Source organism: Streptomyces sp. NPDC001530 (genome assembly GCF_042894545.1).
In the GTDB taxonomy this organism is placed as follows: domain Bacteria; phylum Actinomycetota; class Actinomycetes; order Streptomycetales; family Streptomycetaceae; genus Streptomyces.
Map to the genome: position 1 here is coordinate 1 of NZ_JBIAVS010000012.1, position 26,146 is coordinate 26,146.

Annotated in this window: 25 protein-coding genes, 1 tRNA gene and 1 pseudogene; 15 read left to right on the forward strand and 12 right to left on the reverse strand. The window is 68.2% G+C overall.

Annotation, left to right across the window (positions count from 1 at the left end; all coding sequences use genetic code 11):
• Positions 1-1,066 precede the first annotated feature (1,066 nt).
• The 3 genes from ACFY0T_RS24655 to ACFY0T_RS24665 all read right to left on the reverse strand — a co-directional run bounded on the left by ACFY0T_RS24655 (position 1,067) and on the right by ACFY0T_RS24665 (position 2,529).
• On the reverse strand, positions 1,067-1,399 hold the full coding sequence (locus tag ACFY0T_RS24655; protein ID WP_388874381.1) for a helix-turn-helix domain-containing protein: 333 nt from the start codon (positions 1,397-1,399) through the stop codon (positions 1,067-1,069).
• Entirely contained in the window at positions 1,399-1,710 is a 312-nt protein-coding gene (locus ACFY0T_RS24660) for a tyrosine-type recombinase/integrase (RefSeq protein WP_388874383.1), read from the reverse strand. The genes ACFY0T_RS24655 and ACFY0T_RS24660 overlap by 1 nt, the downstream gene beginning before the upstream one ends.
• A gap of 207 nt (positions 1,711-1,917) precedes the next feature.
• A complete protein-coding gene (locus ACFY0T_RS24665) occupies positions 1,918-2,529 on the reverse strand; it encodes a TetR/AcrR family transcriptional regulator (protein WP_388874386.1) in 612 nt (203 codons plus the stop codon).
• Between the two features lie 84 nt (positions 2,530-2,613).
• On the opposite strand from ACFY0T_RS24665, the gene ACFY0T_RS24670 reads away from it, so the two are divergent.
• On the forward strand, positions 2,614-3,195 hold the full coding sequence (locus tag ACFY0T_RS24670; protein WP_388874389.1) for a TIGR03086 family metal-binding protein: 582 nt from the start codon (positions 2,614-2,616) through the stop codon (positions 3,193-3,195).
• Positions 3,196-3,283: 88 nt separating this feature from the next.
• Here the strand turns inward: ACFY0T_RS24670 and ACFY0T_RS24675 are convergent, their stop codons facing one another.
• Positions 3,284-5,509 carry an MMPL family transporter gene (locus ACFY0T_RS24675; protein WP_388874392.1) on the reverse strand — a complete coding sequence of 742 codons (2,226 nt, stop codon included), beginning with the start codon at positions 5,507-5,509 and terminating at the stop codon, positions 3,284-3,286.
• Between the two features lie 140 nt (positions 5,510-5,649).
• Between ACFY0T_RS24675 and ACFY0T_RS24680 the strand changes: the two genes are divergently transcribed.
• Both ACFY0T_RS24680 and ACFY0T_RS24685 read left to right on the forward strand, forming a co-directional pair.
• On the forward strand, positions 5,650-6,522 hold the full coding sequence (locus ACFY0T_RS24680; RefSeq protein ID WP_388874395.1) for a TetR/AcrR family transcriptional regulator: 873 nt from the start codon (positions 5,650-5,652) through the stop codon (positions 6,520-6,522).
• Positions 6,523-7,119: 597 nt separating this feature from the next.
• On the forward strand, positions 7,120-7,254 hold the full coding sequence (locus ACFY0T_RS24685) for a hypothetical protein (RefSeq protein WP_388874398.1): 135 nt from the start codon (positions 7,120-7,122) through the stop codon (positions 7,252-7,254).
• Positions 7,255-7,333: 79 nt separating this feature from the next.
• On the opposite strand, the gene ACFY0T_RS24690 is transcribed toward ACFY0T_RS24685, so the two are convergent.
• The 4 genes from ACFY0T_RS24690 to ACFY0T_RS24705 form a co-directional block, all read right to left on the reverse strand.
• Positions 7,334-8,020 (reverse strand): SDR family NAD(P)-dependent oxidoreductase, encoded by a 687-nt coding sequence (locus tag ACFY0T_RS24690; protein WP_388874401.1) that lies wholly within the window; start codon positions 8,018-8,020, stop codon positions 7,334-7,336.
• An 83-nt stretch (positions 8,021-8,103) separates the two neighbouring features.
• The gene (locus tag ACFY0T_RS24695) at positions 8,104-8,496 is read right to left on the reverse strand and encodes an ester cyclase (RefSeq protein ID WP_382536276.1); all 393 of its coding nucleotides are present in this window, start codon (positions 8,494-8,496) and stop codon (positions 8,104-8,106) included.
• A 120-nt stretch (positions 8,497-8,616) separates the two neighbouring features.
• On the reverse strand, positions 8,617-9,270 hold the full coding sequence (locus ACFY0T_RS24700; RefSeq protein WP_328759402.1) for an NAD(P)-binding domain-containing protein: 654 nt from the start codon (positions 9,268-9,270) through the stop codon (positions 8,617-8,619).
• A 12-nt stretch (positions 9,271-9,282) separates the two neighbouring features.
• Positions 9,283-10,023 carry an SDR family NAD(P)-dependent oxidoreductase gene (locus tag ACFY0T_RS24705; RefSeq protein WP_054229297.1) on the reverse strand — a complete coding sequence of 247 codons (741 nt, stop codon included), beginning with the start codon at positions 10,021-10,023 and terminating at the stop codon, positions 9,283-9,285.
• A 92-nt stretch (positions 10,024-10,115) separates the two neighbouring features.
• Here ACFY0T_RS24705 and ACFY0T_RS24710 point away from each other — a divergent pair, with 92 nt between their 5' ends.
• Positions 10,116-10,724 (forward strand): TetR/AcrR family transcriptional regulator, encoded by a 609-nt coding sequence (locus ACFY0T_RS24710; protein WP_388874405.1) that lies wholly within the window; start codon positions 10,116-10,118, stop codon positions 10,722-10,724.
• Positions 10,725-10,941: 217 nt separating this feature from the next.
• Here ACFY0T_RS24710 and ACFY0T_RS24715 read toward each other — a convergent pair.
• Positions 10,942-11,148, reverse strand: a pseudogene (locus ACFY0T_RS24715) (hypothetical protein); the annotation flags it as partial.
• A gap of 13 nt (positions 11,149-11,161) precedes the next feature.
• Positions 11,162-11,860, reverse strand: a complete 699-nt coding sequence (locus ACFY0T_RS24720) for a LuxR C-terminal-related transcriptional regulator (RefSeq protein WP_388874407.1) — start codon at positions 11,858-11,860, stop codon at positions 11,162-11,164.
• Positions 11,861-12,118: 258 nt separating this feature from the next.
• Here ACFY0T_RS24720 and ACFY0T_RS24725 point away from each other — a divergent pair, with 258 nt between their 5' ends.
• Positions 12,119-12,496 (forward strand): MerR family transcriptional regulator, encoded by a 378-nt coding sequence (locus ACFY0T_RS24725; RefSeq protein WP_388875136.1) that lies wholly within the window; start codon positions 12,119-12,121, stop codon positions 12,494-12,496.
• A 171-nt stretch (positions 12,497-12,667) separates the two neighbouring features.
• On the opposite strand, the gene ACFY0T_RS24730 is transcribed toward ACFY0T_RS24725, so the two are convergent.
• On the reverse strand, positions 12,668-13,597 hold the full coding sequence (locus ACFY0T_RS24730) for an NAD-dependent epimerase/dehydratase family protein (RefSeq protein WP_388874410.1): 930 nt from the start codon (positions 13,595-13,597) through the stop codon (positions 12,668-12,670).
• Between the two features lie 337 nt (positions 13,598-13,934).
• Between ACFY0T_RS24730 and ACFY0T_RS24735 the strand changes: the two genes are divergently transcribed.
• Together ACFY0T_RS24735 and ACFY0T_RS24740 are read left to right on the forward strand one after the other, a co-directional pair.
• Positions 13,935-14,639: a transposase gene (locus tag ACFY0T_RS24735; protein ID WP_388874413.1), complete on the forward strand. Its 705-nt coding sequence runs from the start codon at positions 13,935-13,937 to the stop codon at positions 14,637-14,639.
• The gene (locus tag ACFY0T_RS24740; RefSeq protein WP_388874416.1) at positions 14,636-16,435 is read left to right on the forward strand and encodes a hypothetical protein; all 1,800 of its coding nucleotides are present in this window, start codon (positions 14,636-14,638) and stop codon (positions 16,433-16,435) included. The genes ACFY0T_RS24735 and ACFY0T_RS24740 overlap by 4 nt, the downstream gene beginning before the upstream one ends.
• A gap of 194 nt (positions 16,436-16,629) precedes the next feature.
• Here ACFY0T_RS24740 and ACFY0T_RS24745 read toward each other — a convergent pair.
• Positions 16,630-16,713: transfer RNA gene (locus ACFY0T_RS24745), tRNA-Leu, on the reverse strand.
• 426 nt (positions 16,714-17,139) lie between these two features.
• Between ACFY0T_RS24745 and ACFY0T_RS24750 the strand changes: the two genes are divergently transcribed.
• The 8 genes from ACFY0T_RS24750 (at position 17,140) to ACFY0T_RS24785 (ending at position 25,986) form a co-directional block, all read left to right on the forward strand.
• Positions 17,140-17,286: a hypothetical protein gene (locus ACFY0T_RS24750; protein ID WP_388874418.1), complete on the forward strand. Its 147-nt coding sequence runs from the start codon at positions 17,140-17,142 to the stop codon at positions 17,284-17,286.
• Positions 17,274-18,119 carry an FhaA domain-containing protein gene (locus ACFY0T_RS24755; protein ID WP_388874422.1) on the forward strand — a complete coding sequence of 282 codons (846 nt, stop codon included), beginning with the start codon at positions 17,274-17,276 and terminating at the stop codon, positions 18,117-18,119. The genes ACFY0T_RS24750 and ACFY0T_RS24755 overlap by 13 nt, the downstream gene beginning before the upstream one ends.
• 10 nt (positions 18,120-18,129) lie before the next feature.
• A complete protein-coding gene (locus tag ACFY0T_RS24760) occupies positions 18,130-18,654 on the forward strand; it encodes an FHA domain-containing protein (protein WP_388874426.1) in 525 nt (174 codons plus the stop codon).
• Positions 18,655-18,744: 90 nt separating this feature from the next.
• Positions 18,745-20,316, forward strand: a complete 1,572-nt coding sequence (locus ACFY0T_RS24765; RefSeq protein WP_388875139.1) for a Stp1/IreP family PP2C-type Ser/Thr phosphatase — start codon at positions 18,745-18,747, stop codon at positions 20,314-20,316.
• 26 nt (positions 20,317-20,342) lie between these two features.
• Positions 20,343-21,791, forward strand: coding sequence for an FtsW/RodA/SpoVE family cell cycle protein (locus ACFY0T_RS24770; RefSeq protein ID WP_388874430.1), 1,449 nt, complete (start codon positions 20,343-20,345; stop codon positions 21,789-21,791).
• Positions 21,788-23,260 (forward strand): peptidoglycan D,D-transpeptidase FtsI family protein, encoded by a 1,473-nt coding sequence (locus tag ACFY0T_RS24775; RefSeq protein ID WP_388874432.1) that lies wholly within the window; start codon positions 21,788-21,790, stop codon positions 23,258-23,260. Before ACFY0T_RS24770 ends, ACFY0T_RS24775 begins: the two co-directional genes overlap by 4 nt.
• Before the next feature lie 170 nt (positions 23,261-23,430).
• A complete protein-coding gene (gene pknB / locus ACFY0T_RS24780) occupies positions 23,431-25,410 on the forward strand; it encodes a Stk1 family PASTA domain-containing Ser/Thr kinase (protein ID WP_388874435.1) in 1,980 nt (659 codons plus the stop codon).
• Positions 25,411-25,620: 210 nt separating this feature from the next.
• The gene (locus tag ACFY0T_RS24785; protein ID WP_388874438.1) at positions 25,621-25,986 is read left to right on the forward strand and encodes a hypothetical protein; all 366 of its coding nucleotides are present in this window, start codon (positions 25,621-25,623) and stop codon (positions 25,984-25,986) included.
• Positions 25,987-26,146 lie beyond the last annotated feature (160 nt).

Genomic DNA, 26,146 nt, shown 5'->3' on the forward strand with positions numbered 1-26,146 from the left:
GGCGACTCCGAAGGGCCAAAGTCCTTCATCTTCCACGCAGCACCGCAACAAGGTGCTCTACCTACATCGAACTCCTCCTTGCGTTCGGGACACACGAACCGACGGAATGCCCTGGTCAGGGTCGACGCAACCGCTGTGTAGATCGTTTCCCGCGTTGTCGGGCGATTTTTCCCGCGCCGCAGGCCAGGTGCTTCGACGATGGATGCGGAGACACCCCGGACCAAGGCTGGATCCGGAACGAGCCAAGTCACCGAGGCGACCACCCACGTGTCGGACAGGCACGTCAGCGACGAGGACTACGACGCCGCCGCAGCCGTACTCGCCCAAGACCAGGTCTCGGCAATCGCCTGGCCTGCAACCGTGATGAACGCCTTCAACCGCGTCGCGATCACCAGCCAGGAGCTGCGGAAGCGCGGCGGGCAGTCCCGAGGTGCCCCGGTCGCTGGGCCGTGTGCCGCTCCGGGGAGGGAGCCGGGCCGCCACCCGGTTCGTACCGCGTCCCGTGCGGCAGCGCAGACGGGACCCGCCCAACGCCGGCCCGGCCCTCCAGCCGACGGCCGCACCCGCCTGACCTCGCGCTTCAGCCGCCTTCCCGGCGTGCCTGGTACTGGTTTTCCCAGGGACCGGGGACCAGGAAAAGGCCTCCCTGTATGTCCGGGTTCTTACCCGTGACGATGGATTCCGCAAGGCGCCTTCGGACACGAAAGGCGTCTCTGCCGCCGGCGTCGTCCACGCGACGCCAAAGAACCACGAATCCAGGCGAGCGTGTCGGCGAGGGTGCAGTGTTCGCAGAGGCGTCCGCCAAGCAGCAGCCCCTCGAAGCCGCAGCGATCGCAGAAGAAGTCGCGGACGATGCCCGCGCAGTCGCGGCAGGTCGGTGTGCCGTCGGTGTCCCGTCCGGGCAGCAGCCGGTCGGTGTCGCAGCAGGGGCAGCGGCCGCGGTCTCGCATCGCGCGTTCGTAGCAGGTTCGGCAGATCGGGCCGTCCGACCACTCGGCGGACTTCGAGGCGCGACGGCCGCAGCGTGCCCAGTCGCGGATCATCCACCGCTCGTACTCCTCTGGCGTCACCGCTCACCCTCTGGCGTCAGTCGGACCCGTGTGGGTCGGCGGGCGGCCAGGTTGATCGGCGCCTCTTCGCCGGCGGCGCGGCGGGCCGGGAGGTTCTGGGCCGAGGTCGCGATCAGGTCGGTGGGCGTGCAGTCGAGGATGTCGCAGAGGGTGGCCAGCACCGGCAGGGACAGGCGTTCCGGGGTGGCGGAGACCAGGCGGTGGACCTGGGAGGAGGACAGTGTGATGCCGCGTTCGGTCAGGTGCGGCATGAGTTCGGCGACGGTGAACATGCCGCGGACGGCCATCAGCTCGCGCAGGCGCCACCGGTAGCTGATCTGGCGTGGCATCAGGAGGTCCTTCCCGGCCGCAGAGCGGCCTCGATGGTGGCGTCCAGGACGCATCGCAGGGAGCGGGTGCGGAAGTCGGAGGAGACGCAGGTGTAGATCGCGGTGGTGGAGGCGTGGTCGTGGCCGACCTGCTGTTGGACGAACAGCGGATCGTGGCTGTCCTCGATCAGGTGGGTGATGTAGGACCTGCGTGGCGAGTGGAACTCCAGCGCGGCGTCCCGGTAGGCGGCGAAGCGGGAGTCCAGGCGTTGGACCCCGACCCGAGGGCCTCGCTCGGACGGCCAGAGGGCCCGGCCGGTCGAATGCCGCATCCCGGGCCGCACCTCGCTGATCCATTCCTCGACGGTGCCGGGTGTCCAGCCCAGACGGTCAGCACGCTGCGGCGCTTGGGCGGCGAGCCCTTCTTGGCCTTGCCGTATCGGACCGGCAGGGTGGCCGAGGCGCCGGCCGTTTTCGGCGGCTGCCCGTCGCGCGGCCGCCGCGCCCACGACGGCGTGCGGTCCTGGCCGGCTACTTCCTTACGTGCCGAGCAGCGCGGCGGTGAGGCATCGGTGCAGCCAGTCGGCGGAGCGGTCGAGCGGCCAGTGGCAGTCGTCGGTCAGTGTGAAGTAGGAGGCGTTGCCGAGGAAGTACCAGAGCACATCCGCAGCCTCGTCGACGGTGACTTCGGCACGCAGTGCGCCCAGTTCTGCGAGCCGGGCCGCAGTGGCCCGCAATCCGCGGCGCAGGCTGTCGTGCGCCGCGCCGACGCTCTCCCGGATCCCGGCGTCCTGGGGTGCGGCGGCGATCGCCTGACGCATGATCGGCGACCAGAGCTCGAACTCGCTTCGAGTGCCGTCCACGAGCATGCGCAGCAGCGCGCCGGGGTCGGTTTGCGCAGCGATCCGCTCGTAGATGCCGCCGGCCTCAGCGGCGCGCACCCCGTCCTCGATGAGTGTGCGTAGCACACCGCTCTTGCCTCCGACCGCCGCGTAGACGGTGGGCGCTGCTACCCGCGCTGCGCGGGCGATGTCCTGCACCCGGGTGTCGAAATAGCCCCGTTCGACGAACAGTGCCCGCGCCGCCAGCAGGATCGCTTGACGGGTCGCAGCCGCGTACTCGGCCCGCCGTCCGGCCTCTTGTGTCACCACCCCTATGACTGTAGACCCTGCCCGACCGTGATCGTTGACAGTGACCTATACTCGATATAGTCACCTATCAGAGAAAGTAGTTCCATGATCTTTCCGGTACTCGAGGACCTGACTCAACAGTTCCCCGGCATCACTCCTGAGCAGGACAAGCTCCCCACGCCGTGCGACGACTTCGACGTGAGCACGTTGCGCCGCCACCTGCTGGGCTGGCTCACCTACTTCGACGCTGCCTTCACTGACCCGTCCGGCAGCGACCGGCCCGACCCGTCCGTGTTCACGGGCCCCGACCACCCGAGTGCCGTGATCGCGCACCTCACCACCACGATCCGATCGGCCCTGGCCGGCGGCCTCGCGACAGCTACCGTGAACGTTCCGCTGCTGGGCGGCGCCTATCCGGGCTCCGTAGTCATCGACCTGCTGTTGATCGAAACGCTCGGCCACGGCTGGGACCTGGCCCGTGCGACCGGCCAGCGATGGGACCCGGACCCGCAAACCTGCCAGCATGCCCTCACCGTGCTCGAAGGCGTGATCCAGCCGGAATACCGTGGCCCCGGCTTGCCCTTCGGCCCCGAAATCGCCATCGACGCAAGCGCACCACCTCTGGACCGGCTGGTCGCTTTCACCGGCCGCGACCCCGCTTGGGCGCCCCCCGTTCAGCTGCGCTGATGAGCGCCTGCGGCGTCGTCCTCGCTTGCCCGCTGGGCGGTGTTACCCCGGCCGGACTCCGCGAGGGGCAGGACGCTGTGGGCCGGAGTCAACCCCGTGAGACTGCGGGTTCGCGCGCGGCAGCGGGCTCGGGCGCGCTTTCGCTGAGGCCGAACCGGCTGTGGAACCTGCGCAGGAAGCCGGGCGCGTACCAGGCCGAGCCGCCGAGCAGGCGCATCGCGGCCGGGACGAGGACACCGCGGATGGCGACGGCGTCGATGAGGATGGCCAGCCCGCTGCCCAGGCCGAACATCTGCATGAAGCTGAGCTTGGACGTACCGAAGGCGAAGAAGCTCACCGCGAGCAGGCAGGCGGCGGCGGTGACGATGCGCCCGGTGTGCCCGAGGCCGTTGGTGACGGCGGACTCGGTGTCCTCGCCCTGGTCGTGGAGTTCCTTGATCCGGCTGGTGACGAACACCTCGTAGTCCATCGACAGACCGAAGACGATGCAGAACATCAGCACGGTCATCGACATCTCCATCGGCTGCGCCGTGAAGCCGAGCAGGGAGGAGAGATGGCCGTCCTGGAAGATCCAGGTCATGATGCCGAGCGTCGCCACCAGGGTGATCGCGTTCAGGGCCAGGGCGCGCAGCGGCTGCACGATACTGCCGGTGAACAGGAAGAGCAGGACGAACGTGGTCAGGACGACCAGGCCGATGGCGAGCGGGATTTGGCCGCTGATGGAGTGCTTGGCGTCGACCAGTTCGGCGTCGATGCCGCCCACCAGCGGGTGGGTGCCGGGGGGCGAGGTGAGCGCCCGTACGTCGCCGACCAGGCTCTGTGCCGCGTCGGACTTCGGCGTCAAGGAGCTGACGACGCTGATCCGTTGGCCCTCGGGGCGGCTGAGGTTGGCGCTGCCGGGACCGGCCGCCGATTCCTGCCCGTGGGTGTAGGTTCCGGTGCTGGTCTCGACCCGTACCACGCCCTTGAGCTGGGACAGTTGATCGGCGTACGTATCCAGCAGGGCTTTGTCCACGTTCTGGCCGACGTTCTGGCCGATGACGATCTGGAGGGCGGCGTTGTCGTTGCCGTTGAAGTTCTTCTGGAGCGTCGCGGAGACCTGGCGGCTCTCCGCGTCCTTGGGCAGCACGCGTTCGTCCGGGGTGCCGAAGGTGATGCCGAGCAGCGGGCTCGCCGCCACCAGCAGGACCGCGAGGACGGGCAGCGCGGTGAGCGCGGGCCGCCGCATGACGGTACGCGCCAGCCGCGCCCATATGGAGACGCGCGTGGTGGTGTTCGCGGTCTTCGCCCATGGCATCTGCCCCTTGTTGACCCGGTGCCCCAGGACGACGAGCAGCGGCGGCATGACGAACAGCGCGCTGACGGCCGCGATGGCGACGACGCCGACCCCGGCGAAGCCGAACGAGCGCAGGAAATACTGCGGGAAGACGAGAAGCGCCGCGAGTGCGGCGGCCACGGTGGAGGCGGAGAACGCGACGGTGCGGCCGGCGGTGTGCACCGTCCGGCGGACGGCGTCCTCCACGCTCGCGCCGGTCGCGAGCTGTTCCCTGAACCGGCTGATCATCAACAGGCCGTAGTCGATGCCCAGTCCCAGGCCGAGGGCCGTGGTGAGGTTGGTCGCCGTGTTCGAGACGCTGGTGACGTCGGCGAGCAGGGACAGTTCGGCGAACGAGCCCAGGATGGCGATGACGGCGATGGCCAGCGGCAGCAGCGCGGCGACCACGCTGCCGAAAACGAACAGCAGCAGGATGAGGGTCAGCGGGATCGCGATCAGCTCGGCCAGTTCAAGATCCTCGACCACCTGCGTCGACATGTCGTTGCCGACGGCGGCCACCCCACCGGCCCGTACCGTGAGGGCTTTGTCGTACGTGCCGTCGTAGTCGTCGAGCAGGCTCGTGGCGTTCTTCTGCTGCTGGGTCGGGTCGCCCTTGACGTGGGCGAGGACCATGGCCTCGCGGCCGTCCTTGGACAGGAGTTGGGCGCTCCGCGTGTCCCAGTAGGAGACGACGTTCGCGAGCGTCTTCTCCTTCTTCAGGCTCGCGACCAGTGCCTTGCCGTTCTGCTCGGCGGACGGGGTGTCGACCCGGCCGTCGCCGGCGCGGACCAGCAGCACGAGGTTGGTCTCGCCGCCGAATTTCTTGTCGATGAGATTGCGTGCCCGGGTGGACTGGGAAGCCGGGTCATCGAAACCGCCGCCCAGCAGCTTGGTGAATGCGCCGCTACCGAGGGCACCCATGAGAGCTGTCGCCACGACGGCGACGATGAGTACCAGCCGGGCCCGGCGGATCGCCAGCTCGGCTATGCGTTCGAACACGCGGAATCTCCTTTGCGGTCAATGTGTTTGCGGGGACGCGACGACGCTAGGGGAGGTCATGGGGAAGTTGGCAGTGCGAGATTTACCTGACAATGCTCGGTTTATGTTCAGGTGTCAGAGGTGCACCGTAGGGTGGGCCCATGCCCGTACCCGAACTGCCGAAGACCGCCGCCCCGGCGGCTCCGTCCGCGCCGTCTGCTCCCTCCGCTCCGGCCGCTCGATCCGCCTCATCTGCTCCGCCCACGCTGCGGGAGCGGCGGCGGGCCACAGCGGTGCGGGAGATCCTGGACGCCGCCGAACTGCACATCACCGAGCACGGTCCTGAGGGGCTGTCCCTGCGGGCCGTCGCGCGCAGCCTCGGCATGACCGTGCAGGCGCTCTACCACTACTTTCCCAACCGACATGCCCTCGTCACGATGCTCGTCACCAAGGGATACGAGGACCTGTTCGCCGCCGTCCAGGCCGCCGTCGACTCGACGGCCGACTCGGCTGCGGGCGCTGGGGCCACTGCGGCGGACTCGGTGGCGGACCGGCCGTTCGTGTCGCGTCTGCTGGACGCGGCCGAGGGCTACCGGCGCTGGGCCGTCAACCATCCAGAGCGGTTCAAGCTCCTGTTCGGGACACCGCTGCGGGGCTACGCGGCCCCGGCCGACGGCGCCTCCACCATTGCCGCCCGCCGGATGAGTACGATCTTCCAGCGTGAGCTCTTCGGCGGCTTCAGCCTGGAGCAGCTCGCGGCGGCCGACATGCCCCCGCTCTCGCCCCAGTTCCGGGCCTACCTGGACCATCTGCCCCCGGACGGGCCGGGAGTCCTCCCGCCGCCCGCGATCGCCCTGCTCATGGAGGCGTGGGGGCGCATGCACGGCATGGTCGTCCTTGAGGTGTTCGGACACACCTCGTTCCTCGGGGACCACGAGGCTGAGCTCTTCCACCTTGCGATGCGCAACATGCTCGCGGACATCCACCGGCGGATTTCGGGGAGCGCGGGCGCCGTTGGAGCCGGGGCGGTGTGAGGTGCGTCCAGATGTGACGCGCGTCCGGGCGGTGGCGTCAGAAGCGCCGCTCGTGCGGCAACGGCGCGCACGGCCCGCGCGTCCACAACTGGGCGAGGGCCGAAGTCCGCCTCCTGGCAGTGGCCCGACCGGCAGCACCGGGTGGCCGGCCGCCGCTGGGCGGTCGAGGCGTGCTTCGGGCGATACGGAGCCGCTTGAACTGAGTGAACTCACCGGGGCGCGGAGCGGGTCGGACCACAGGCCGGCCGGGAAAGGGCTGTATGCCGCTCGCCCCGTATCTGGGGGCACCTGGTGTCGTCACCTTGCCTTCACGGGGAAAGGCGCTTCGCAATCGGGCAAGCAATCCGCAGACTTGCGAGCGTCTGGCCGATCCGTTCACATGTGGTGGCGTGCCCACCGCACTCCCGGACCTCCCACCTGGTCACAACCGAGGTGGCCGGTGATCTCACCCTCCACAGCGGACTCCAGCACTCGCTGGGTCATCTGCTGCGGCAGACCACCGCACCGGTCAGCTTCATGCCCTCGCTTCGGGTCCGGCCGACCAGCGCTCGCGCCGGACCCTCGCCGGCGGCGGCGAGGGTCCGCACCATGCACTGCATGCTGGACAGCAGCTCGTCCGTGTGGGTGGCGGGCGATGAGGTCCATGGCGAAGAGCGCTCTGTCGTGGATGCGCGGGGCGAGGCGGTCGGCGCGCACGACGTCGAGGATGTGTCCGGCGCCGCTCGCCCGTAGGGGACGGGACACCGCATGGATGTGGCCGGTGACCCGCCGGCCTGGGCGCGGCTGGGTCCTCCCAGCCGCGCTGGCCTGCCTACCAGGGCACCTCCCCGTTTTCGTCCTGGAAGGTGCCGGTCGGGCCGTCCGCGTCGAGTGTGGCGAGACGTACGACGACCCTCGCGCTCTCCTCCGGCGTCCTGCCGACACCGAAGGCCGCCGTCAGGTCCGTCGCGGTGGTGCCGGGTTCGACGGCATTGAACTTGATGCTCGGATGGGCCTTGGCGTACTGGACGGTGAGCATGGTGGCGGCGGCCTTGGACGCCGAGTACAGCGCCAGCGGCAAGGCGTACTCCGGACGGTCCGGGTTGGTCACGGCCCAGAAGGATCCGGCGCTGCTGGAGACGGTCACCACGGTGGGGTTCGCGGACTTGCGCAGCAGGGGCAGCGCCGCTTCCGTGACCCGCACGAGGCCGACCGCGTTGGTGTCGAAGGCGCGCAGGGCGGTGGGGCCGTCGAGGGCTCCGTCCCCCAAGATGCCTGCGTTGTTCACCAGGACGTCGAGCCGGCCCTCGGCCGCATCGATGGCCGCCAGCGCGCTGAGCACGGAGGCGTCATCGGTCACGTCGAGCTGCACGAATCTCGCGTCCAACGCCGCCGCGGCCTGCTGTCCGCGCTCGACGTCCCGCGCGCCGAGGTAAACCACGTGGCCCACCGCCAGCAGCTGTCGGGCGGTCTCGAAGCCGATGCCCTTGTTGGCCCCGGTGATCAGTGTGATGGTCATGCAGATCCTCGCAAGTGAAGTGCCCGAGCGGGCCGTTCTCGGTATGCGGACATGTCTAAGTGGGGCAGGCGCGAACTTGCAGGTCAGCCGGTCAGCTGCCGGCGCAGTTCACCGGCGTCGTGCAGGGCGGTCATGTGCACGAACCGCCCGTCGCGGACCTGGTAGATGGCGTACTCGACGATCTCGAACGAGGCGCCGGTGGGAGCCACGCCGAGCCAGGGCTTCACGGGGGTGCCGGTGTTGACCAGGCGCGCAGCCAGACGGTCACCGTCGAAGAGCAGCTCCTGCAACTCCCAGTGCAGGTCCGGTACCGCGTCCACGTCCTGCCGTTGCACGACCAGGAGGTCGTCGCGGGTGGCGGGCTCCCCGTTCAACGTGGTCCGGTCGTTGATGAATGCGTCCATGCCATCGAATTGGTGGGCGTTGAGCGCTTCGAGGTAGCGCCGGTAGAACGTGCGCAGATCACTGTCGGACATGTGAGGGGCCTTTCTGTGGGGTGGCTCCGGATCGGGGCCGCGCGTGGAGGGTCAGAGCGGGAATGCCCGCCGCGGCCGCGCCGGACGGCCGCGGCTGCGGAGGGGGCCCGCCGGTCAGCGTCACGTCGGAGCAAGGCGCTGTGCTCGGCTCAGGTTGGCGATGAGCTCGTCGCGCGTTTGGTGCGCCAGCGCGGTCCAGGCGGGTTGACCGGGGGCCGTGCGCCACGAGGCGCTCAATGGACTGTTGTTGACGGTGTCGAAGCCGAACTGGTCGTAGAGCCGGGTCACGAGGTCGACGGCGTCGGGGAAGTTGCTGGAGGTCGGAAGCGCCAGCCGGTCGGGGGCGCCCGCGGGGCGGCCGGCGGTGGTGATGCGGGGAGCTTGGATATGGGTGAATGCCTGGACGACCCGGGAGGCGGGCAGGTGCTCCTGGCGCAGCTCGAGTACGGTCGTCTCGCCGGAGTCGATGCGGGCGAAGTGACCGTCGCGCCAGATCATGTAGTTGTTCGTATCCAATACGATCTTGCCGGCGAGGGCGTCGACCGGCAGGTTGTTGACCGTTTTCAGCGGGACGGCCACGACGGCGAAATCCCCGGCGGCTGCAGCGTCCGCGGCGCGGGCGGCCCGCGCGGACGGGCCAAGTTCCGCGACCAGGTGCTGCAGGGTTTCCGGTCCGCGCGAGTTGGCGATCACGATGCTGTAGCCGTGGGCCAGGGCCGCCCGGGCGATCTGGCTGCCGACCTCGCCGGCGCCGATGATCCCGATGGTGGGCATGGGGTCCGCCTCTCAGATCTGGTTCAGGCCGCCGTCGACGTACAGGCTCGAACCGGTGATGAAGCTGCTCTGCTCGGATGCCAGGAAGGCCACGGCAGCGGCCACCTCCTCCGGGCGCCCGAGCCGGCCCAGCGGCACCCGCGTCACAAGGTGCTGCTTGAACCGTTCCGGGTCGGGGGTCAGCCCCGCCAGGGCGGGGGTGTCGGTCGGGCCGGGGGTGAGGGTGTTGACCCGGATGCCGCGTCCCTTGAGTTCGTTTGCCCAGGTCCGGGCGAACGAGCGCGTGGCGGCCTTGGTCGCCGCGTACACGCCGAGCTCCGCATCGCCGACGTCCCCGTTGGTCGAGCCGTTCACGATCACCGAGGCGCCGTCGTTGAGCAGCGGCAGGGCCTTTTGGACGGTGAACAGCAGGCCACGGACGTTGATGCCGAACAGGGTGTCGAAGTGCTCCTCGGTGACCTGCTCCAGCGGAGCGAGCGCGGCGACGGCGGCATTCGCGAACAGCACGTCCAGGCCCCCGCCCCGGCTGCGGATGGTGGCGTAGAGCCGATCCAGGTCGTCCAGGTTCGCGATGTCGCCGGTCACCGCAGTTGCCGCAGGACCGATCAGGTCGACGGCCGCGTCGAGTTCGGTCGCGCGCCGGCCGGTGATGAAGACGTGCGCGCCTTCAGCTGCCAGCCGGACCGCACTGGCCAGGCCGATGCCGGCGCTGCCCCCGGTGACGAGAGCGCTCTTTCCGTCGAGCAGTCCCATGCGTGCCGCCCCTTCCACTTCTGCAGCAGTCGCTGCAGAAGTGGACCGTAGCACTTCTGCAGCGAACACTGCGGAAGGGGTAGGGTGTGGGGGTGGAGACGAAACCGACCGGCCCGATCGGCCGACCGCGAGGATTCGACGCCGACGCCGCCCTTGAGCGCGCCATGCTGGTGTTCTGGCAGCATGGCTACGAGGGGGCCAGCACCGCCGGCCTGACGCACGCGATGGGGATCTCCACCACCAGCATGTACGCCGCGTTCGGCAACAAGGAGCAGCTGTTCCGCAAGGTGTTGGAGCGCTACACCGACGGCCCGAGCGCCTACCTGGCCCAGGCCCTGGAGCAGCCGACTGCCTTTGGCGTCGCCACCGCCATCCTGGCCGGCACCGTGCGCACCACCACCCGCGCGGCCCACCCCCACGGCTGCCTGGGCGTCCAGGGGGCCCTGACCACCAGCGACTCCGGCCAGGATGTCCGCGCCCTCCTCGTCGACTGGCGCACTGCCGGATACGCCCGCATCCGCGAGCGGTTCCGGCGCGCCGTCGATGACGGCGATCTGCCCCCGCAGACCGACCCCGGCCTCCTGGCCCGCTACCTCACCACCCTCGCCTACGGCATCGCCGTTCAAGCCGCGAGCGGCGTCGCCCGCGACGACTTGCAGGAGCTGGCCGACGCCGCCTTGCGCCACTGGCCCCTGTCCTGACACCGGCGTGGCTGCGGGGGGCCGTGCCGTGCGGGCCTGGCGGGTGATCATCTCTCGGCGGCGTGATGGGCAACTTCCCGGGTTGTCGAGCACCGGCTGGCGCGGCGGTGCGGATGCGCGACGGCGACCTGCGCAAATGCTCCGGCCGGGGTGGACGCGCCGGTGCAGTACGGGCCCCGGCTGACCGCGGTGGTGGTATATCCGCACCAATCTGCACCCCGTCCGCTCGCTCCAGCTCCTCCATGAGCCGGACATGGCCGAGGGCCGGGTCGAAGACGTCGAAGGTGCCGGGCTCGGAGTGCAGCACCCACACCACCAGGTCCCCGGCCTGGCGCGACAGTCGGACCAGGCGGTTCACCTGCTCGGCGATCTTCAGGTCGGAGGTGGTCTCCCACAGCGGTCGACCAGCTGGAGGCCGCGGCAGGGCTTCGGGCTGTTCAGGCGGCTGGCCGCACCAGGCCCGATTCGTAGGCGAAGACCACCGCCTGGACACGGGCGCGGGCACCGATCTTGGCGAGGATGTTGCTGACGTGGGCCTTGACGGTGGTCGTGGCGATGGACAGCCGCGCAGCGATCTCGGCGTTGGACCAGCCGGAGGCGACGGCGGTGAGCACGACACGCTCCCGCTCGGTGAGCGTGCCGATTCCGACTTCCCGCTCGGCAGGGAGCGCGGGTTGGAACTGTCGGACAGTGTCGATGAGAGAGCGGGTCAGGCCGGGGGTGATGACGGCGTCTCCGGCGGCCACGACCCGGATGGCCGCGGTCAGTTCGCCGGGGGTGGCGTCGTGGAGAAGGAATCCACCGGCACCGGCGCGCAGGGCGGCGTAGGCGCGCTGCTCGTGGCCGGCGGGGGTCAGGATCAGCACGCGTGGGCGGTTCCCTTGCGTTCTGGAGAGTTCGGGGGTCCGGGGGAGGGTGGGAGGCCGTGTGATGCGGCGGATGGTCTCGGTGCCGTCCGAGTCGGAAATGTGGCTGTCCATCACCACGACGTCGGGGCACAGTGCGGCGCTCATGCGGACCGCCTCGGCCCCGCTCGAGGCCTCGCCGACGACAGTCAGGCCGGGCTCCTCCGCCAGGAGCATGCGCAGTCCGCGGCGCTGCAAGGACTGCTCATTGACAATGAGTACGGAGGTCATGGTGGGCGTTCTCCCAACGGGATGCGGACTATCGGCGCGGGCAGTGATCGCTGCGAGTGGGTGTGTGCTCAGTCATCGCCCACCCCCTCTGAACGAAACGGTTTCGTTCAGCTTGGCCTCGGTTAACGCTGCGGTGATCGAAACTGCATCGTTTCTCTTGTGGTCTGGGTCACATCTTCGCCGGATGCCGCCGCGCACTCAGTCGGCACCGAGGGCTCGGTGGATGGCGGTGAGTGTCGCGCTGCCAGGGCTGTGTGCGTGCCGCATCGCGATGGCCACCCCACAGGTCCACCACGTGGTGCGTCGCCGCGACAGGTGCGGTTCTACGAGGCAAAGAGCTTGATCACCTCGACCCGCGGGCCCAACAACTACCGCGACTGCAGCGAAGCAGCCCTGGGCCGCGACCAGCAGATCCGAGAACTGCTCAACGCGGGCCTGTCGACGCAGGCAATCCGCGCGATCCTTCCCTGCCTGCAATCACCGCGCGATCCGATCGTCTTCGAAGGCGTCACATCCGAGACGGTGGCGGCTCTCGAACGAGAGCGTGACAGTCTGACCGAGCACATCGACATCCTGGCCCGCAACCGTCACGCGATCGCCGACTACCTGGCCGAGCTCCAAAAGCGCGCGGAGTGAGCCGCCGCGAGCTGTGATTTCCCCTGTGCTTGAGAAGGCCCACCATCTGGGCTGTGTCATGAAAGGTATCCGCAGGATTGACGCAAATGCGATAAGGGCCGATTCGCCGGACGTGTCATGACGAAGCGCAGTGCCGGAATCGCTGCTTGCTGTCGAAATCGGGAGGCGGGATCAAGCCGCCGCCGCGCTCACCTGATTATTGATAATGATGTCCAGGTCGGTGGCGGTGAGGCCGAAGGTGTCAGCTGTTTTTGAGGCGTCCATGAGGAACGGCGAGTACCACTGATAGTCCATTTCGGCCATTTCGCGCGCTGTCGGCACGAAAAGCCCAGCTGTGCGCATTGCCGCGCGTGGCATCGGGATCAGCTTGACCGGGGGCCGACCTGCAGCGGCGGCGTAGCGCCGCGCCAGTTCACGGATGCTGATGGCCGGTGGCGACGGCACATGCCACGCCTGACCCCACGCACGCTCATCGTTTCCAAGTGCGACCAGGGCCTGAGCCATGTCTCCGTTGAAGGTGAAGGTATGTGGCGCGTCTAGATCGGCAGGCACCCAGGCTGCTCGGCCCGTCTTCATTGCCGGCTCAATGATTATGGAATACAGGCCATTCGAGTCCTTGCCGATGTAGTCGGACCCGCGAACCTCCACGGTGCGGATTCCGGCGTTAAGGGCCTGCTCCCACAGCCGTTTACGGAGACGGCCTTTAGGCCCAGTGGCGGCCATGGGGGTGCATTCGTTCATCATACCGCCAGGCTGCGGGCCGTAAGCGTACATGCTGCCAGTAATTGCCAGCACGGCCCTGTTTGCTTTCGCGGCTGCGATGACCGCATTCTGTATGGGCGGCAACAGCCGTTCCCACATTGTGTAGGAAGGCGGGTTCGCACAGTGATAGATTACCTTTGCGCCGCGAGACAGTTCGGTCAAGCGGCCGGGGTCGGAAGCATCCGCGGCGACCCGTTCGACCTGCGGATACTCCGGGCCCGAGCCGCTGCGCGTGACAATGCGGACGCTTTCACCGCGGTCGGCGAGCAGGCGAGCGACATTCGTGCCGATGGAACCGGCGCCGATAACGACATGTATGGCCATGATGGGCTCTTTCATATAGATAGGTGTCCCGGGTTCGTTAAAGACTCAGAACAAAGTTCATCGATGGCCGTTGTAGAAACTAATCGGCCTGAGCTTGGGCCGCAGGCCAGACCTCGGATCGGCCGCTCTTCACGTCGCCGTATGCTGCCGCCTGTCAGTGAGCTAAGGGCTCGTATCAATCTCGTCGTCCGTCTTCGTGCTTGGTCACCGGTGGTGTGGCACGAGTCGTGACGCTAGCCGGGCCTCGCTGCGATTTGGCAGGGATAGATTTTTCTAACACTGTCAAGTACTACAGCCTCAGATCTTGTGACTGGTGATCGGTGCTGACCGTTGTCCGGTCATGCTGATGGATGTGAGTGCGGAGCGCGTTGAGGGGTGGGCAGAGGAACTGGCTGCCCTGACGGACGGGTTGGGGCATCTGTTCGCCCGGCCGGAGCCGCGGGAGGTGTTCGCCGATCTGATCGAGGGGCTGCTGTCTGACCTGGGCCGGAAGAACGGCTGGACGATGGCCGGGCGAGCCGGGCATGCCACCCCGCACCGGATCCAGAAGTTTCTGGGCGAGGCGTCCTGGAGCGCGGACGGACTGCTGGCCGAGGTGCAGGCTTACGCGGCACGGGAGTTGGGGGATCCGAGCGCGACGCTGGTGCTGGACGACACCCAGGTGATCAAGAAGGGTGACAAGTCCGTCGGGGTCGGCCACCAGCACTGCGGGATCCTCTGCCGCCGTCCCTGGGAAGGGGTCCTGACCTCCGCTGCCGACCGTCTCGAGACGGCGGGCGCCGCTCAATATCTGTTCCGCCCCAACTCCTACAGCCGCGGCACCAACACCGTCACGAACTTCCTGGCCCGCACCCAGTCCAGCTCGAACGTCCCGCGCCTTGTCATGGGCCGTCTCAGAGCCACGTGGCTGGCCGAACTCTTCGAAGAGCGGCTTCCCATCACCGTCATCGTGGCGGCGGCCGGCGTCGACACCCTCCACGGCCTCTCCCGCATCCTGCCGTTCCTGCGCCCCGTCCCCGCCGAAGAAGCCGCCCGCCTGCTGCGAGGCAGCCAATGACAGCGCCACGCAGTCAGCCGAGCGACCGCCACGAGCGCCTCCTGGCGATGCGCACCGAGCGCCGGTTCATCGACGACGCCGACGTCGAGGCCGCGATCGAGGAAGTCGACAACAGCCAACTCGTTCCACTGCTGGAGGAGTTCGTCCACCTCCCGCGCGGCCGCCACCGCACCCTGCACCTCAGAAACCTCCTGATCGGCCTCCACATCTGCACCCAGGACACCGGTGGCAAGATCGTCCTGGAGCGGGTCACGGACATCCTGTACTTCCGCATCGGCCCGCGGCTGCGCGCCCGGCTCGGCATATCTGACTACGAAGACCACGACCGGGGATTCGAGGCGGCGTACACCGTTGTCCGGCGTCTCTTCCACTCCATGAAGGACGCGATGAACCCCTCCCCGTTGCCGCCCAACGGACACCTCTCACGAGAGAAGGCCAACGAGCTGATGGCGGCAGCCGACATCGACGGCCGGGCAGAGCGGGAGCGGCGCTTGGCGCTGTTCACCGAGTTCGTGCTGGATGCCTCCGTGCGGCCCCTCCACGGCCTGCTGAGCGAACTGGCGGAGGTCTCCCTGGGCATCGACGCCACCCCTGTCCGCACGTTCTCCCGCGGCCGTGCCACGAACGGGCCCGAGCTCGCCACCGACCCCGACGCCGGCTGGTACGTACGCGACGGCGACCACCGCGACCCCGACGTACCGGTCTCCGACTCCATGCGCCCACCTCTACCGCCCGCCAAGAAGGACAAAGCCCAGACCTCCAAGCGCAAGAAGAAGACCTCGCTCAAGAAGAAGTACCTCTACGGCTACGACGCCCACCTCGTCGTGACCCGTGACACCGAACACGACGCCGTGCTCCTTGACGACGGCACCCCGAACCCCGACGTCCTCCCGGCCCTCGTCCTCGGTGTCGCTCTCGACAAACCCGGGCAACGCCCCGCCTACAACGGCATGAAGATCCTCAACCGGCTCCAGGAACGTGGATACAAACCCGGCTACCTCGCCGGCGACCGCGCCTACAACAACTCCGAGCCCACAGAGTGGCAGATCCCCGTCCGAGCCATGGGCTACAAGCCCGTCTACGACTACCGGGGAGACCAGCTCGGCAAGCAGGGCGGAACGGAAGGCGCGATCCTCGTCGAGGGCCGCTGGTACTGCCCGTCCATGCCGAAGCCCCTGATCAACGCCACCATTGACCTGTACGCCGAACGCATCGACCGGGAGACGTGGGTCCGGCTGATCGCCGCCCGCCGCGGCTACCGCCTCATGCCGAAACAGAACGCCGATGACGACGGCTACCAGCGGATGATGTGCCCCGCCGAAGCGGGCAAGGCCCAGTGCCTCATCAAGCCCCACACCCTGGGTCGCGGCATCCACCTCCCCCTCATCGACCCGAAACCCAGCCCAGCGGGCCCGGTCAAGGTCTGCCGCCAGAACGCCATCACCGTCAGCCCGGAAGCCGGCGCCAAGCAGTGGCAGGCCCTGGAGTACGGCGGCCCTGAATGGCAGAAGATCTACTTCCGCCTACGCAACAGCGTCGAGGGCTACAACGGCTTCGCCAAAAACCCACTCGCTGAGGGCATCGAAGCAGCGGGCTCACGCCGCATCCGCGGCATCGCGGCCCAGACGATCCTCCTGGCCTTCCAACTCGCCCACGCGAACCGCCGCAAGATCAAGAAGTGGCTTGAGACGCTCGCACTCGGCGGTGAGCGCCCCCGCCGTCGTACACATCACAGGCGGAAGACCAAAGAGCGCAAGGTCTGGACACCCACCGGACATCTGGCGCCGGCCTCCTGACCCCAGCCGGCACCACCCCAGCACCACCCGGAAAACAACCAGCAGCAACGAAGCAGGGCCCCGACCGTGAGATACCTCACCGCCGGGGCCCTGCCGCGCCCTCGTCCGAGCCGAAGCCCGGCACACCAACGAGAAACGGGCCCCCACCATGACTTTCGTCACTGGTGAAGACCCGTTCCGTCGGTTCTTCGCTGTGCGCGAGGGGGGAGTTGAACCCCCACGCCCTTGCGGGCACTGGAACCTGAATCCAGCGCGTCTGCCTATTCCGCCACCCGCGCATTGGGTGTGTCGTCCGTCTCCCACCAACTGGTGTGAGCGCCTGCCGACATCGAGAAGATTAGCACGCTGCCAGGGGTGGAATCACATCCCTTTCCCGTGGCCCCGCGGCCATGCCGGCCGGTGCTCCCGCCCAGGCCGCACACGGCCCACCTCCCCGTACCGGCGTCCGCGCCCGTCGCACGTCTCAGCCAGAACCGGTTCACGTATCAACCTCGTACCGGTCCTGGGCATCTCCCCAGGAGCCGGACGGGCCGCACCCTCAGGTGCGGGACACTGGTCACGGGGCGCCTCTACGATCCATGGCAGGAGTAGTGCCGGGAGGAGTTCGAAGAGGTGTCCCGGAGGGAACCTCGGGAGGGGGCTTCGGAAGGCGTCGACAACCCGTCGACCGGGCCGACAGGGGGAACCAGCCGATTTCCCGACGCGTGGATACGATCAGTAAGCAGTACCAGGACAACAGCAGTACGCAGTACGAAGACGACAGCGGTACGCAGTACGCGTACGGCAGCAAGTACGACAGCAAGCTGTACCAGGACGGCTACGAAGGAGGAGGTGCCCCATGGGAGTCCTGAAGAAGTTCGAGCAGCGTCTCGAAGGTCTGGTCAACGGCACCTTCGCCAAGGTGTTCAAGTCCGAGGTCCAGCCCGTGGAGATCGCGGGAGCGCTCCAGCGGGAGTGCGACAACAACGCGACCATCTGGAACCGCGACCGGACCGTCGTCCCCAATGACTTCATCGTGGAGCTGAGCGCGCCGGACTTCGAGCGCCTCAGCCCCTACTCCGGCCAGCTCGGCGACGAACTCGCCGGCATGGTGCGCGACTACGCGAAGCAGCAGCGCTACACCTTCATGGGCCCCATCAAGGTCCACCTGGAGAAAGCGGACGACCTCGACACCGGTCTGTACCGGGTGCGCAGCCGTACGCTCGCCTCCTCCAGCAACCAGCAGGCTCCCGAGCGCGCCCCCGCGGCCCCCTCCCCGGCCGCCCCGCGCGGCCAGGGTGGCTACGGCTACCCGCCCGCGGCCGCTCCCCCCATGCCGTCGGCGCCGCCCCCCGGCGGCCGTCCCGGCGGCGCACCCCACGGCCAGCGGCCCGCCCCCGCGGCGGCCGCGCAGCCCGGCGCCCGCATGCGGCACTGGATCGAGATCAACGGCACCCGCCATCAGATCTCCCGCCCGACGCTGGTGCTGGGCCGCAGCACCGAAGCCGACGTGCGGATCGACGACCCCGGCGTCTCGCGCCGGCACTGTGAGATCCGGACCGGAACGCCCTCGACGATCCAGGATCTCGGGTCCACCAACGGCATCGTGGTGGACGGGCAGCACACCACCCGCGCTACGCTCCGCGACGGCTCGCGGATCGTCGTGGGCAGCACCACCATCATTTACCGGCAAGCCGAAGGGTGAAGCGGGGGCAATGTCAGAGCTGACCCTCACGGTCATGCGGCTGGGTTTCCTGGCCGTACTGTGGCTGTTCGTGATCGTGGCCGTGCAGGTCATCCGCAGCGACCTGTTCGGAACGCGCGTCACACAGCGCGGCTCGCGCCGGGAAGCCCCCAGGCAGGCGGCCGCGCGCCAGGCCGCGCCCCCGCCCCAGCGCCAGCAGGCGGCACCGAGCAACAGCGGCGGTGGCCGGCAGCGCCGCGGCGCCCCCACCAAGCTGGTCGTCTCCGAGGGCACCCTCACGGGTACGACGGTGGCGTTGCAGGGGCAGACCATCACGCTGGGCCGCGCGCACGACAGCACCATCGTGCTGGACGACGACTACGCGTCCAGCAGGCATGCCAGGATCTACCCGGACCGGGACGGCCAGTGGATCGTCGAGGACCTCGGCTCCACCAACGGCACGTATCTCGACCGGAGCCGACTGACGACTCCCACGCCCATTCCGCTGGGCGCGCCGATCCGCATCGGCAAGACCGTCATCGAGCTGCGGAAGTAGTACGACAATGAGCGAGCGGAGCGAGCACGCAGCGGCGGTCCACACGACGGGCCCCGGCGCGCTCCCGACCGGAGGGTGGGCACCGTGCGGATGTACCCGGAGCCGACGGGCGAGGTGCGCATGAGTCTGTCACTGCGCTTCGCCGCCGGATCGCACAAAGGCATGATCCGCGAGGGCAACGAGGACTCCGGCTACGCCGGTCCGCGCCTGCTCGCGATCGCCGACGGAATGGGCGGCCAGGCCGCCGGTGAGGTCGCCTCCTCCGAGGTGATCTCCACCATCGTCGCCCTCGACGACGACGTGCCCGGCTCCGACATCCTCACCTCGCTCGGCACCGCCGTGCAGCGCGCCAACGACCAGCTCAGGATGATGGTCGAGGAGGATCCCCAGCTGGAGGGGATGGGCACCACGCTCACCGCTCTGCTGTGGACCGGCCAGCGGCTCGGTCTCGTGCACGTCGGTGACTCCCGCGCCTACCTGCTGCGTGACGGCGTACTGACGCAGATCACCCAGGACCACACCTGGGTGCAGCGCCTCGTCGACGAGGGACGCATCACGGAGGAAGAAGCCACCACCCACCCGCAGCGCTCCTTGCTGATGCGCGCGCTGGGCAGTGGCGACCACGTCGAGCCCGACCTCTCCATCCGCGAAGTCCGCGCCGGCGACCGGTACCTGATCTGCTCCGACGGGCTGTCCGGGGTCGTCTCCCATCAGACGATGGAGGACACCCTCGCCAGCTACCAGGGCCCGCAGGAGACCGTGCAGGAGCTCATCCAGCTCGCGCTGCGCGGCGGCGGCCCCGACAACATCACGGTCATCGTGGCCGACGTCCTCGACATCGACTCCGGAGACACCCTCGCCGGGCAGCTCTCCGACACCCCGGTCGTGGTGGGCGCGGTCGCCGAGAACCAGCACCAGCTGCACGACAACGGCGCCATGCAGACGCCCGCGGGCCGCGCCTCCAGCCTCGGCCGGCCGGTGCCCGGACAGGGCGGCGGCGGCGAGTTCGGCCCGCCCGGCAGCGGCGACACCACCGGCTATGTGCCCACCGGCGGCTTCGGCGACTACTCCGACGAGGACTTCGTCAAACCGCGCGCCGGACGCAAGTGGCTGAAGAGATCCCTCTACATCACGCTGGCGCTCGCCGTCATCGGCGGCGGCCTGTACGGCGGCTACCGCTGGACGCAGACGCAGTACTACGTCGGCACCAAGGACGAGCACGTCGCGCTGTACCGGGGCATCAGCCAGGACCTGGCCTGGGTCTCGCTCTCGAAGGTGGAGAAGGACCACCCCGAGATCGAACTCAAGTACCTGCCGCCTTACCAGCAGAAGCAGGTCAAGGCGACCATCGCCGAAGGCGGCCTCAGCGACGCCCAGTCGAAGGTCGACGAGCTCGCCGTGCAGGCCTCCGCGTGCAAGAAGGACGCCGAGCGCCGCGCCGCCGAGACCGAGAACAACGCGAAGACCGGTGAGGGCGAGGCCGGCGGGACCACGGGAACCACAAAGACCTCCCTGACGTCCAAGGCCACGTCCAGCCCGACGCCGACCCCGACGAACTCGGCACCGTCGTCCTCCAAGTCCACGACCGCACCCACTCCCACACCCGGCCCCAGCCTCTCCGACGAAGAGCAGAAGCTGGTCTCGCTGTGCGGTAAGCAGTAAGCAGCCGTGAGGGGCCCTGTCACACGATGAGCAGTAGCACGAACACGCCGACGCACCACACGTCCACGATCGGCTCGATCGGCACACCGAGCCGGCGCAACACCGAGCTGGCGCTCCTGGTGTTCGCCGTCGTCATCCCGGTGTTCGCCTACGCCAACGTAGGCCTCGCCCTCGACGACCAGGTGCCGTCCGGCCTGCTGGGCTACGGCCTGGGCCTCGGACTGCTGGCCGGAGTCGCCCATCTCGTCGTACGGAAGTTCGCCCCGTACGCGGACCCGCTGCTGCTGCCCCTGGCCACGCTGCTGAACGGGCTCGGGCTCGTCGCGATCTGGCGACTGGACCAGTCCAAGCTGCTGCAGTCCATCGGCGTGGCCGGCGGCAAGGCCACCAACCAGCTGATCTACACCGCGATGGGCATCGCCCTGTTCGTCGCCGCGCTGATCTTCCTCAAGGACCACCGCACCCTGCAGCGCTACACGTACATCTCCATGGCGGGCGCGCTGTTCCTGCTGCTGCTCCCGCTGGTCCCAGGCCTCGGCGCCAACATCACCTACGGCGCCAAGATCTGGATCCAGGTCGGCAGCTTCACCATCCAGCCCGGTGAGTTCGCCAAGATCGTGCTGGCGATCTTCTTCGCCGGCTACCTGATGGTGAAGCGGGACGCGCTGGCACTGGCCAGCCGCCGCTTCATGGGCCTGTACCTGCCGCGCGGCCGCGACCTCGGCCCGATCATCGTCGTCTGGATGATCTCGATCCTCATCCTGGTGTTCGAGACCGACCTCGGTACGTCGCTGCTGTTCTTCGGAATGTTCGTCATCATGCTGTACGTCGCCACCGAGCGGACCAGCTGGATCGTCTTCGGTCTGCTGATGTCCGCGGCCGGCGCCGTCGGCGTGGCCAGCTTCGAACCGCACGTCCAGACCCGTGTCCAGGCCTGGCTCGACCCGATGCGCGAGTACACGCTCAGCCGCGCCGGCACCAACGACGGCATCATCCACTCCGAGCAGGCCATGCAGGCCCTGTGGGCGTTCGGCTCCGGCGGCACCCTCGGCACCGGATGGGGCCAGGGCCACTCCGAACTCATCCGGTTCGCCGCCAACTCCGACTTCATCCTCGCCACCTTCGGCGAGGAACTGGGCCTGGCCGGAGTCATGGCGATCCTGCTGCTCTACGGCCTGATCGTCGAGCGAGGCATCCGTACGGCGCTCGCGGCCCGCGACCCCTTCGGCAAGCTCCTCGCCGTGGGGCTCTCCGGTGCCTTCGGCCTCCAGGTCTTCGTCGTCGCGGGCGGCGTCATGGGCCTGATCCCGCTCACCGGTATGACGATGCCGTTCCTGGCGTACGGCGGTTCCTCCGTCATCGCCAACTGGGCCCTCATCGGCATCCTGATCCGCATCAGCGACACCGCACGCCGCCCGGCGCCCGCTCCCGCCCCCAACCCCGACGCCGAGATGACCCAGGTGGTCCGCCCGTGAACAAGCCCCTGCGCCGGATCGCGATCTTCTGCGGGCTCCTCGTCCTCGCCCTGCTCATCCGCGACAACTGGCTCCAGTACGTCCAGGCCGACGAACTGCGCACCGACACGGCCAACCGCCGCGTGAACATCGAGCGGTACGCCACACCGCGCGGCGACATCATCGTGGACGGCGACCCGATCACCGGGTCCGTGAAGTCCAAGAGCAGCGACTACGAGTACAAGCGCACCTACAAGAACGGGCCGATGTGGGCGCCGGTCACCGGGTACGCCTCACAGGCCTTCGGCGCCAACCAGCTCGAAAAGATCGACGACGGCATCCTCACCGGCAACGACGACCGGCTCTTCTTCCGCAACACCCTCGACATGATCACGGGCAAGAAGAAGCAGGGCGGCAACGTCGTCACCACCCTCAACGGCGCCGCGCAGAAGGCCGCCTTCGAGGGCCTGGGCAACAAGAAGGGCGCCGTCGCCGCGATCGACCCGAAGACCGGCGCGATCCTGGCACTGGCCTCCACGCCGTCGTACGACCCCTCCACGTTCGCCGGGAACTCCACCACGACGGACGCCAAGGCCTGGGACAAGCTCCAGAAGAAGAACAACCCCGACGACCCGATGCTCAACCGGGCGCTGCGCGAGACCTACCCGCCGGGCTCCACCTTCAAGGTCGTCACCGCGGCCGCGGCCCTGGAGAACGGGCTGGTCCCCGACGCGGACACCAAGACGGACTCGCCGGACCCGTGGACCATGCCCGGCACCACGACCGAACTGCCCAACGAGGGCAACCTGCCCTGCAAGAACGCCACCCTGCGGGTCGCGCTCAAGGTCTCCTGCAACACGGTCTTCGGCAAGGTCGGCTCGGACCTCGGCAACGACAAGATGCTGGAAGAGGCCAAGAAGTTCGGCTTCGGCTCCGAGCAGTTCACCCCGATCCGCTCCAGCGCGTCGGTCTTCTCCGACGGCATGAACAAGTCGCAGACGGCGCTGTCCTCGATCGGCCAGTACAACACCGCCGCGACCCCGCTGCAGATGGCCATGGTGGCCTCCGCCGTCGCCAATGACGGCACGCTGATGAAGCCGTACATGGTCAGCGAGCTGAGCACCCACAACCTGGACGTCATCGAGCACACCGACCCGCAGAAGCTGAGCCAGCCGCTGTCCGAGAAGAACGCCCAGGTCCTCCAGTCGATGATGGAGACGGTGATCCAGTCGGGCACCGGCACCAAGGCCCAGATCCCCGACGTGACCGTCGGCGGCAAGACGGGTACCGCCCAGCACGGCATCGACAACAGCGAGAAGCCGTACGCCTGGTTCATCTCGTACGCCAAGCTCAGCGACGGCAGCTCGCCGGTCGCCGTGGCCGTCGTGGTCGAGGACGGCAGCGCCAACCGTGACGACATCTCGGGTGGCGGCCTCGCCGCGCCCATCGCAAGGGACGTGATGAAGGCAGTCATCGACAGCAAGAAGTGACCCCGCTCACGCCGTCTTCACATCGGTGCACGTTGCGATACCGGTCCTGTATCGGGTGACGGTCTTGGCCAGGTCACAGAAGCGGAGCCGGGTACGGTATGCCCGGACAGCACACCGCCGGACCACACAAAGGTGCGGTCGGGACCGACGGAGAGGGCTGGTAGGTAGCTATGGAAGAGCCGCGTCGCCTCGGCGGCCGGTACGAGCTGGGCCAGGTGCTCGGCCGTGGTGGCATGGCGGAGGTCTACCTCGCGCATGACACCCGGCTCGGCCGCACCGTGGCGGTGAAGACGCTGCGGGCGGACCTCGCACGCGACCCGTCGTTCCAGGCCCGGTTCCGCCGGGAGGCCCAGTCGGCCGCCTCGCTCAACCATCCCGCGATCGTCGCCGTGTACGACACGGGTGAGGACTACATCGACGGCACGTCCATCCCGTACATCGTGATGGAGTATGTCGACGGGTCCACGCTGCGCGAGCTGCTGCACTCGGGCCGCAAGCTGCTGCCCGAGCGCGCCATGGAGATGACCATCGGCATCCTCCAGGCGCTCGAGTACTCGCACCGCAACGGCATCGTCCACCGCGACATCAAGCCCGCGAACGTCATGCTGACGCGCAACGGCCAGGTCAAGGTGATGGACTTCGGCATCGCCCGCGCGATGGGCGACTCCGGCATGACGATGACGCAGACCGCGGCGGTCATCGGCACGGCCCAGTACCTGTCGCCGGAGCAGGCGAAGGGCGAGCAGGTCGACGCCCGCTCGGACCTCTACTCGACCGGCTGCCTGCTGTACGAGCTCCTGACCGTCCGCCCGCCGTTCGTGGGCGACTCCCCGGTCGCGGTGGCCTATCAGCACGTCCGGGAGGAGGCCCAGCCGCCTTCCGTCTTCGACCCCGAGATCACGCCCGAGATGGACGCGATCGTCCTGAAGGCACTGGTCAAGGACCCGGACTACCGCTACCAGTCCGCCGACGAGATGCGCGCCGACATCGAGGCCTGCCTCGACGGCCAGCCTGTCGCGGCGACGGCCGCCATGGGCTCGGTCGGCTACGGCGGGTACCCCGACGACCAGCCGACCACGGCCCTGCGCTCCACGGACGCACAGGCCACGTCCATGCTGCCCCCGATGAACCCGGACGACGGCGGCTACAGCTACGACGACCGCCCCGACCGCCGCCGCCAGAAGAAGTCCAACACCTCCACGATCCTCCTGGTCGTGGCGGGCATCCTGGTCCTCGTCGGCGCGATCCTGATCGGCAAGTGGGCGTTCGGGGGCGGCGGTGTGACCGAAGACTCGTTCAAGGCCCCCAACTTCGTCAGCCAGACGTTGGGCGACGCCCAGAAGATGGCGGAGAACCGCGATCTGAAGCTGAATCCCACCAGGAAGCCCTGCGAGAAGGAACCCAAGGGCAACGTCTGCACCCAGGACCCGGTCGCGGGGACGCAGGTGAAGAAGGGCGACACGATCAATGTGGTCGTGTCGACCGGGGCGCCGAAGGTCGTCGTGCCGAACGTGATCGACGAGGACGTCGACGCTGCGACGTCTCAGCTCGAAGCCGACAAGTACCGGTTCGATGTCGAGACGAAGACCAGGGAATCCAGCGAAAAGCCCGGCACGGTCCTCGCGCAGACTCCGGACCCGGGCTCGGAGGTGGAGAAGGGGTCCAAGATCACCCTGACCGTCGCCGAGGAGAAGAAGCAGGTCGTCGTACCCGACGTCACCGGCAAGTCCTGTGACGAGGCCACGCAGCAGATGACGGCCAGCAACCTCGTCGGCGAATGCACTGACGTGGAGACCGACGACCCCAACCAGGTGGGCAAGGTCATCCAGACGGTCCCGGCGGCCAACGCCCAGGCCGACCCCGGCTCTAAGGTGTCGATCCAGATCGGCAAGGCCAAGGAGCAGGAGCTGGCGACCGTCCCAACCCTGCAGGGTCTGACGGTCAAGGAAGCGCAGAAGGCCATCCGGGAGGCGAATCTGCAGGTCGGCACTATCAGCGGTTCGACGGACGACAACGCCATCGTCGTCGCGCAGGACCAGCAACCTGGCAGCCAGGTCCCCAAGGACACCCCGGTCAACCTGACCGCGGCGGGCGGGAACGGAAACAACGACGGCGGCACCAACATCTTCGGCGGCACAACCGGAGGGTAGTCCCGTACCAAGGACCGATATCGGGCAACCGATACGAAGGGCCCCGACACTCTTGGGAGTGCCGGGGCCCTTCTCATGTCCCGTGTCCCATGTCACGAGTAAGCGTTCGGAATCGCGTTGATCAACTTCTCGCAAATCGCTAATATTTGGGTCGGGCGGGAAATTCTCCGCCCGACCAGATCCGGGGGTAGAACAATCAAAAAGCGAATTTTGGCCGTACTCGGCGCCGCGTGCTCGCTGGCATTCCTCGCGTCAGGAACGGCTTCGGCGGGAACCAACAGCGGCTGGGTCTACACGACCGACTGGGATCCCGGTGGCCAGGGAGCCTTCGGTCACGACGGCGACTGCCTGACGGTTTACGACAACCAGAAGGACGGTTACAACGTCGAGATCCACGTTTTCCGCATGAGCACCTACGAGACTCTTGCCCAGCTCCACACCACTCAGGGTGGAGGCTCTCACAAGTACGAGTGCTTCCCGAGCAAGGTTCCCGAGAACATCAAGGTCGGGGTGCGGGTTTCGCTCATCAAGAGCGGCGACAAGTTCAGCGGATTCAAATACAACGTCACCAGCTGAAGCTGATCCGCGCGATACGACGAAACAACCCGAATAAAGCGCGGTAGAAACCGGGCCCGAAGTCGCAAGGGGAATTGCGACTTCGGGCCCGGTTTCGTGTCGTAGACCCGCGTGCCCCGGAGGTACTGCCGGACGGCATGCCAGTTGATCGATCACTCAT

Excerpts from the sequence above, each read along its gene's own strand:
- ACFY0T_RS24655 (WP_388874381.1), bottom strand. The coding sequence starts at position 1,399 with ATGCCACGCCAGATCAGCTACCGGTGGCGCCTGCGCGAGCTGATGGCC.
- ACFY0T_RS24660 (WP_388874383.1), bottom strand. The coding sequence starts at position 1,710 with ATGCGGCATTCGACCGGCCGGGCCCTCTGGCCGTCCGAGCGAGGCCCT.
- ACFY0T_RS24670 (WP_388874389.1), top strand. The coding sequence starts at position 2,614 with ATGATCTTTCCGGTACTCGAGGACCTGACTCAACAGTTCCCCGGCATC.
- ACFY0T_RS24680 (WP_388874395.1), top strand. The coding sequence starts at position 5,650 with ATGCCCGTACCCGAACTGCCGAAGACCGCCGCCCCGGCGGCTCCGTCC.
- ACFY0T_RS24685 (WP_388874398.1), top strand. The coding sequence starts at position 7,120 with ATGCTGGACAGCAGCTCGTCCGTGTGGGTGGCGGGCGATGAGGTCCAT.
- ACFY0T_RS24690 (WP_388874401.1), bottom strand. The coding sequence starts at position 8,020 with ATGACCATCACACTGATCACCGGGGCCAACAAGGGCATCGGCTTCGAG.
- ACFY0T_RS24695 (WP_382536276.1), bottom strand. The coding sequence starts at position 8,496 with ATGTCCGACAGTGATCTGCGCACGTTCTACCGGCGCTACCTCGAAGCG.
- ACFY0T_RS24700 (WP_328759402.1), bottom strand. The coding sequence starts at position 9,270 with ATGCCCACCATCGGGATCATCGGCGCCGGCGAGGTCGGCAGCCAGATC.
- ACFY0T_RS24705 (WP_054229297.1), bottom strand. The coding sequence starts at position 10,023 with ATGGGACTGCTCGACGGAAAGAGCGCTCTCGTCACCGGGGGCAGCGCC.
- ACFY0T_RS24720 (WP_388874407.1), bottom strand. The coding sequence starts at position 11,860 with ATGACCTCCGTACTCATTGTCAATGAGCAGTCCTTGCAGCGCCGCGGA.
- ACFY0T_RS24730 (WP_388874410.1), bottom strand. The coding sequence starts at position 13,597 with ATGAAAGAGCCCATCATGGCCATACATGTCGTTATCGGCGCCGGTTCC.
- ACFY0T_RS24740 (WP_388874416.1), top strand. The coding sequence starts at position 14,636 with ATGACAGCGCCACGCAGTCAGCCGAGCGACCGCCACGAGCGCCTCCTG.
- ACFY0T_RS24755 (WP_388874422.1), top strand. The coding sequence starts at position 17,274 with ATGGGAGTCCTGAAGAAGTTCGAGCAGCGTCTCGAAGGTCTGGTCAAC.
- ACFY0T_RS24760 (WP_388874426.1), top strand. The coding sequence starts at position 18,130 with ATGTCAGAGCTGACCCTCACGGTCATGCGGCTGGGTTTCCTGGCCGTA.
- ACFY0T_RS24765 (WP_388875139.1), top strand. The coding sequence starts at position 18,745 with ATGTACCCGGAGCCGACGGGCGAGGTGCGCATGAGTCTGTCACTGCGC.
- ACFY0T_RS24770 (WP_388874430.1), top strand. The coding sequence starts at position 20,343 with ATGAGCAGTAGCACGAACACGCCGACGCACCACACGTCCACGATCGGC.
- pknB (WP_388874435.1), top strand. The coding sequence starts at position 23,431 with ATGGAAGAGCCGCGTCGCCTCGGCGGCCGGTACGAGCTGGGCCAGGTG.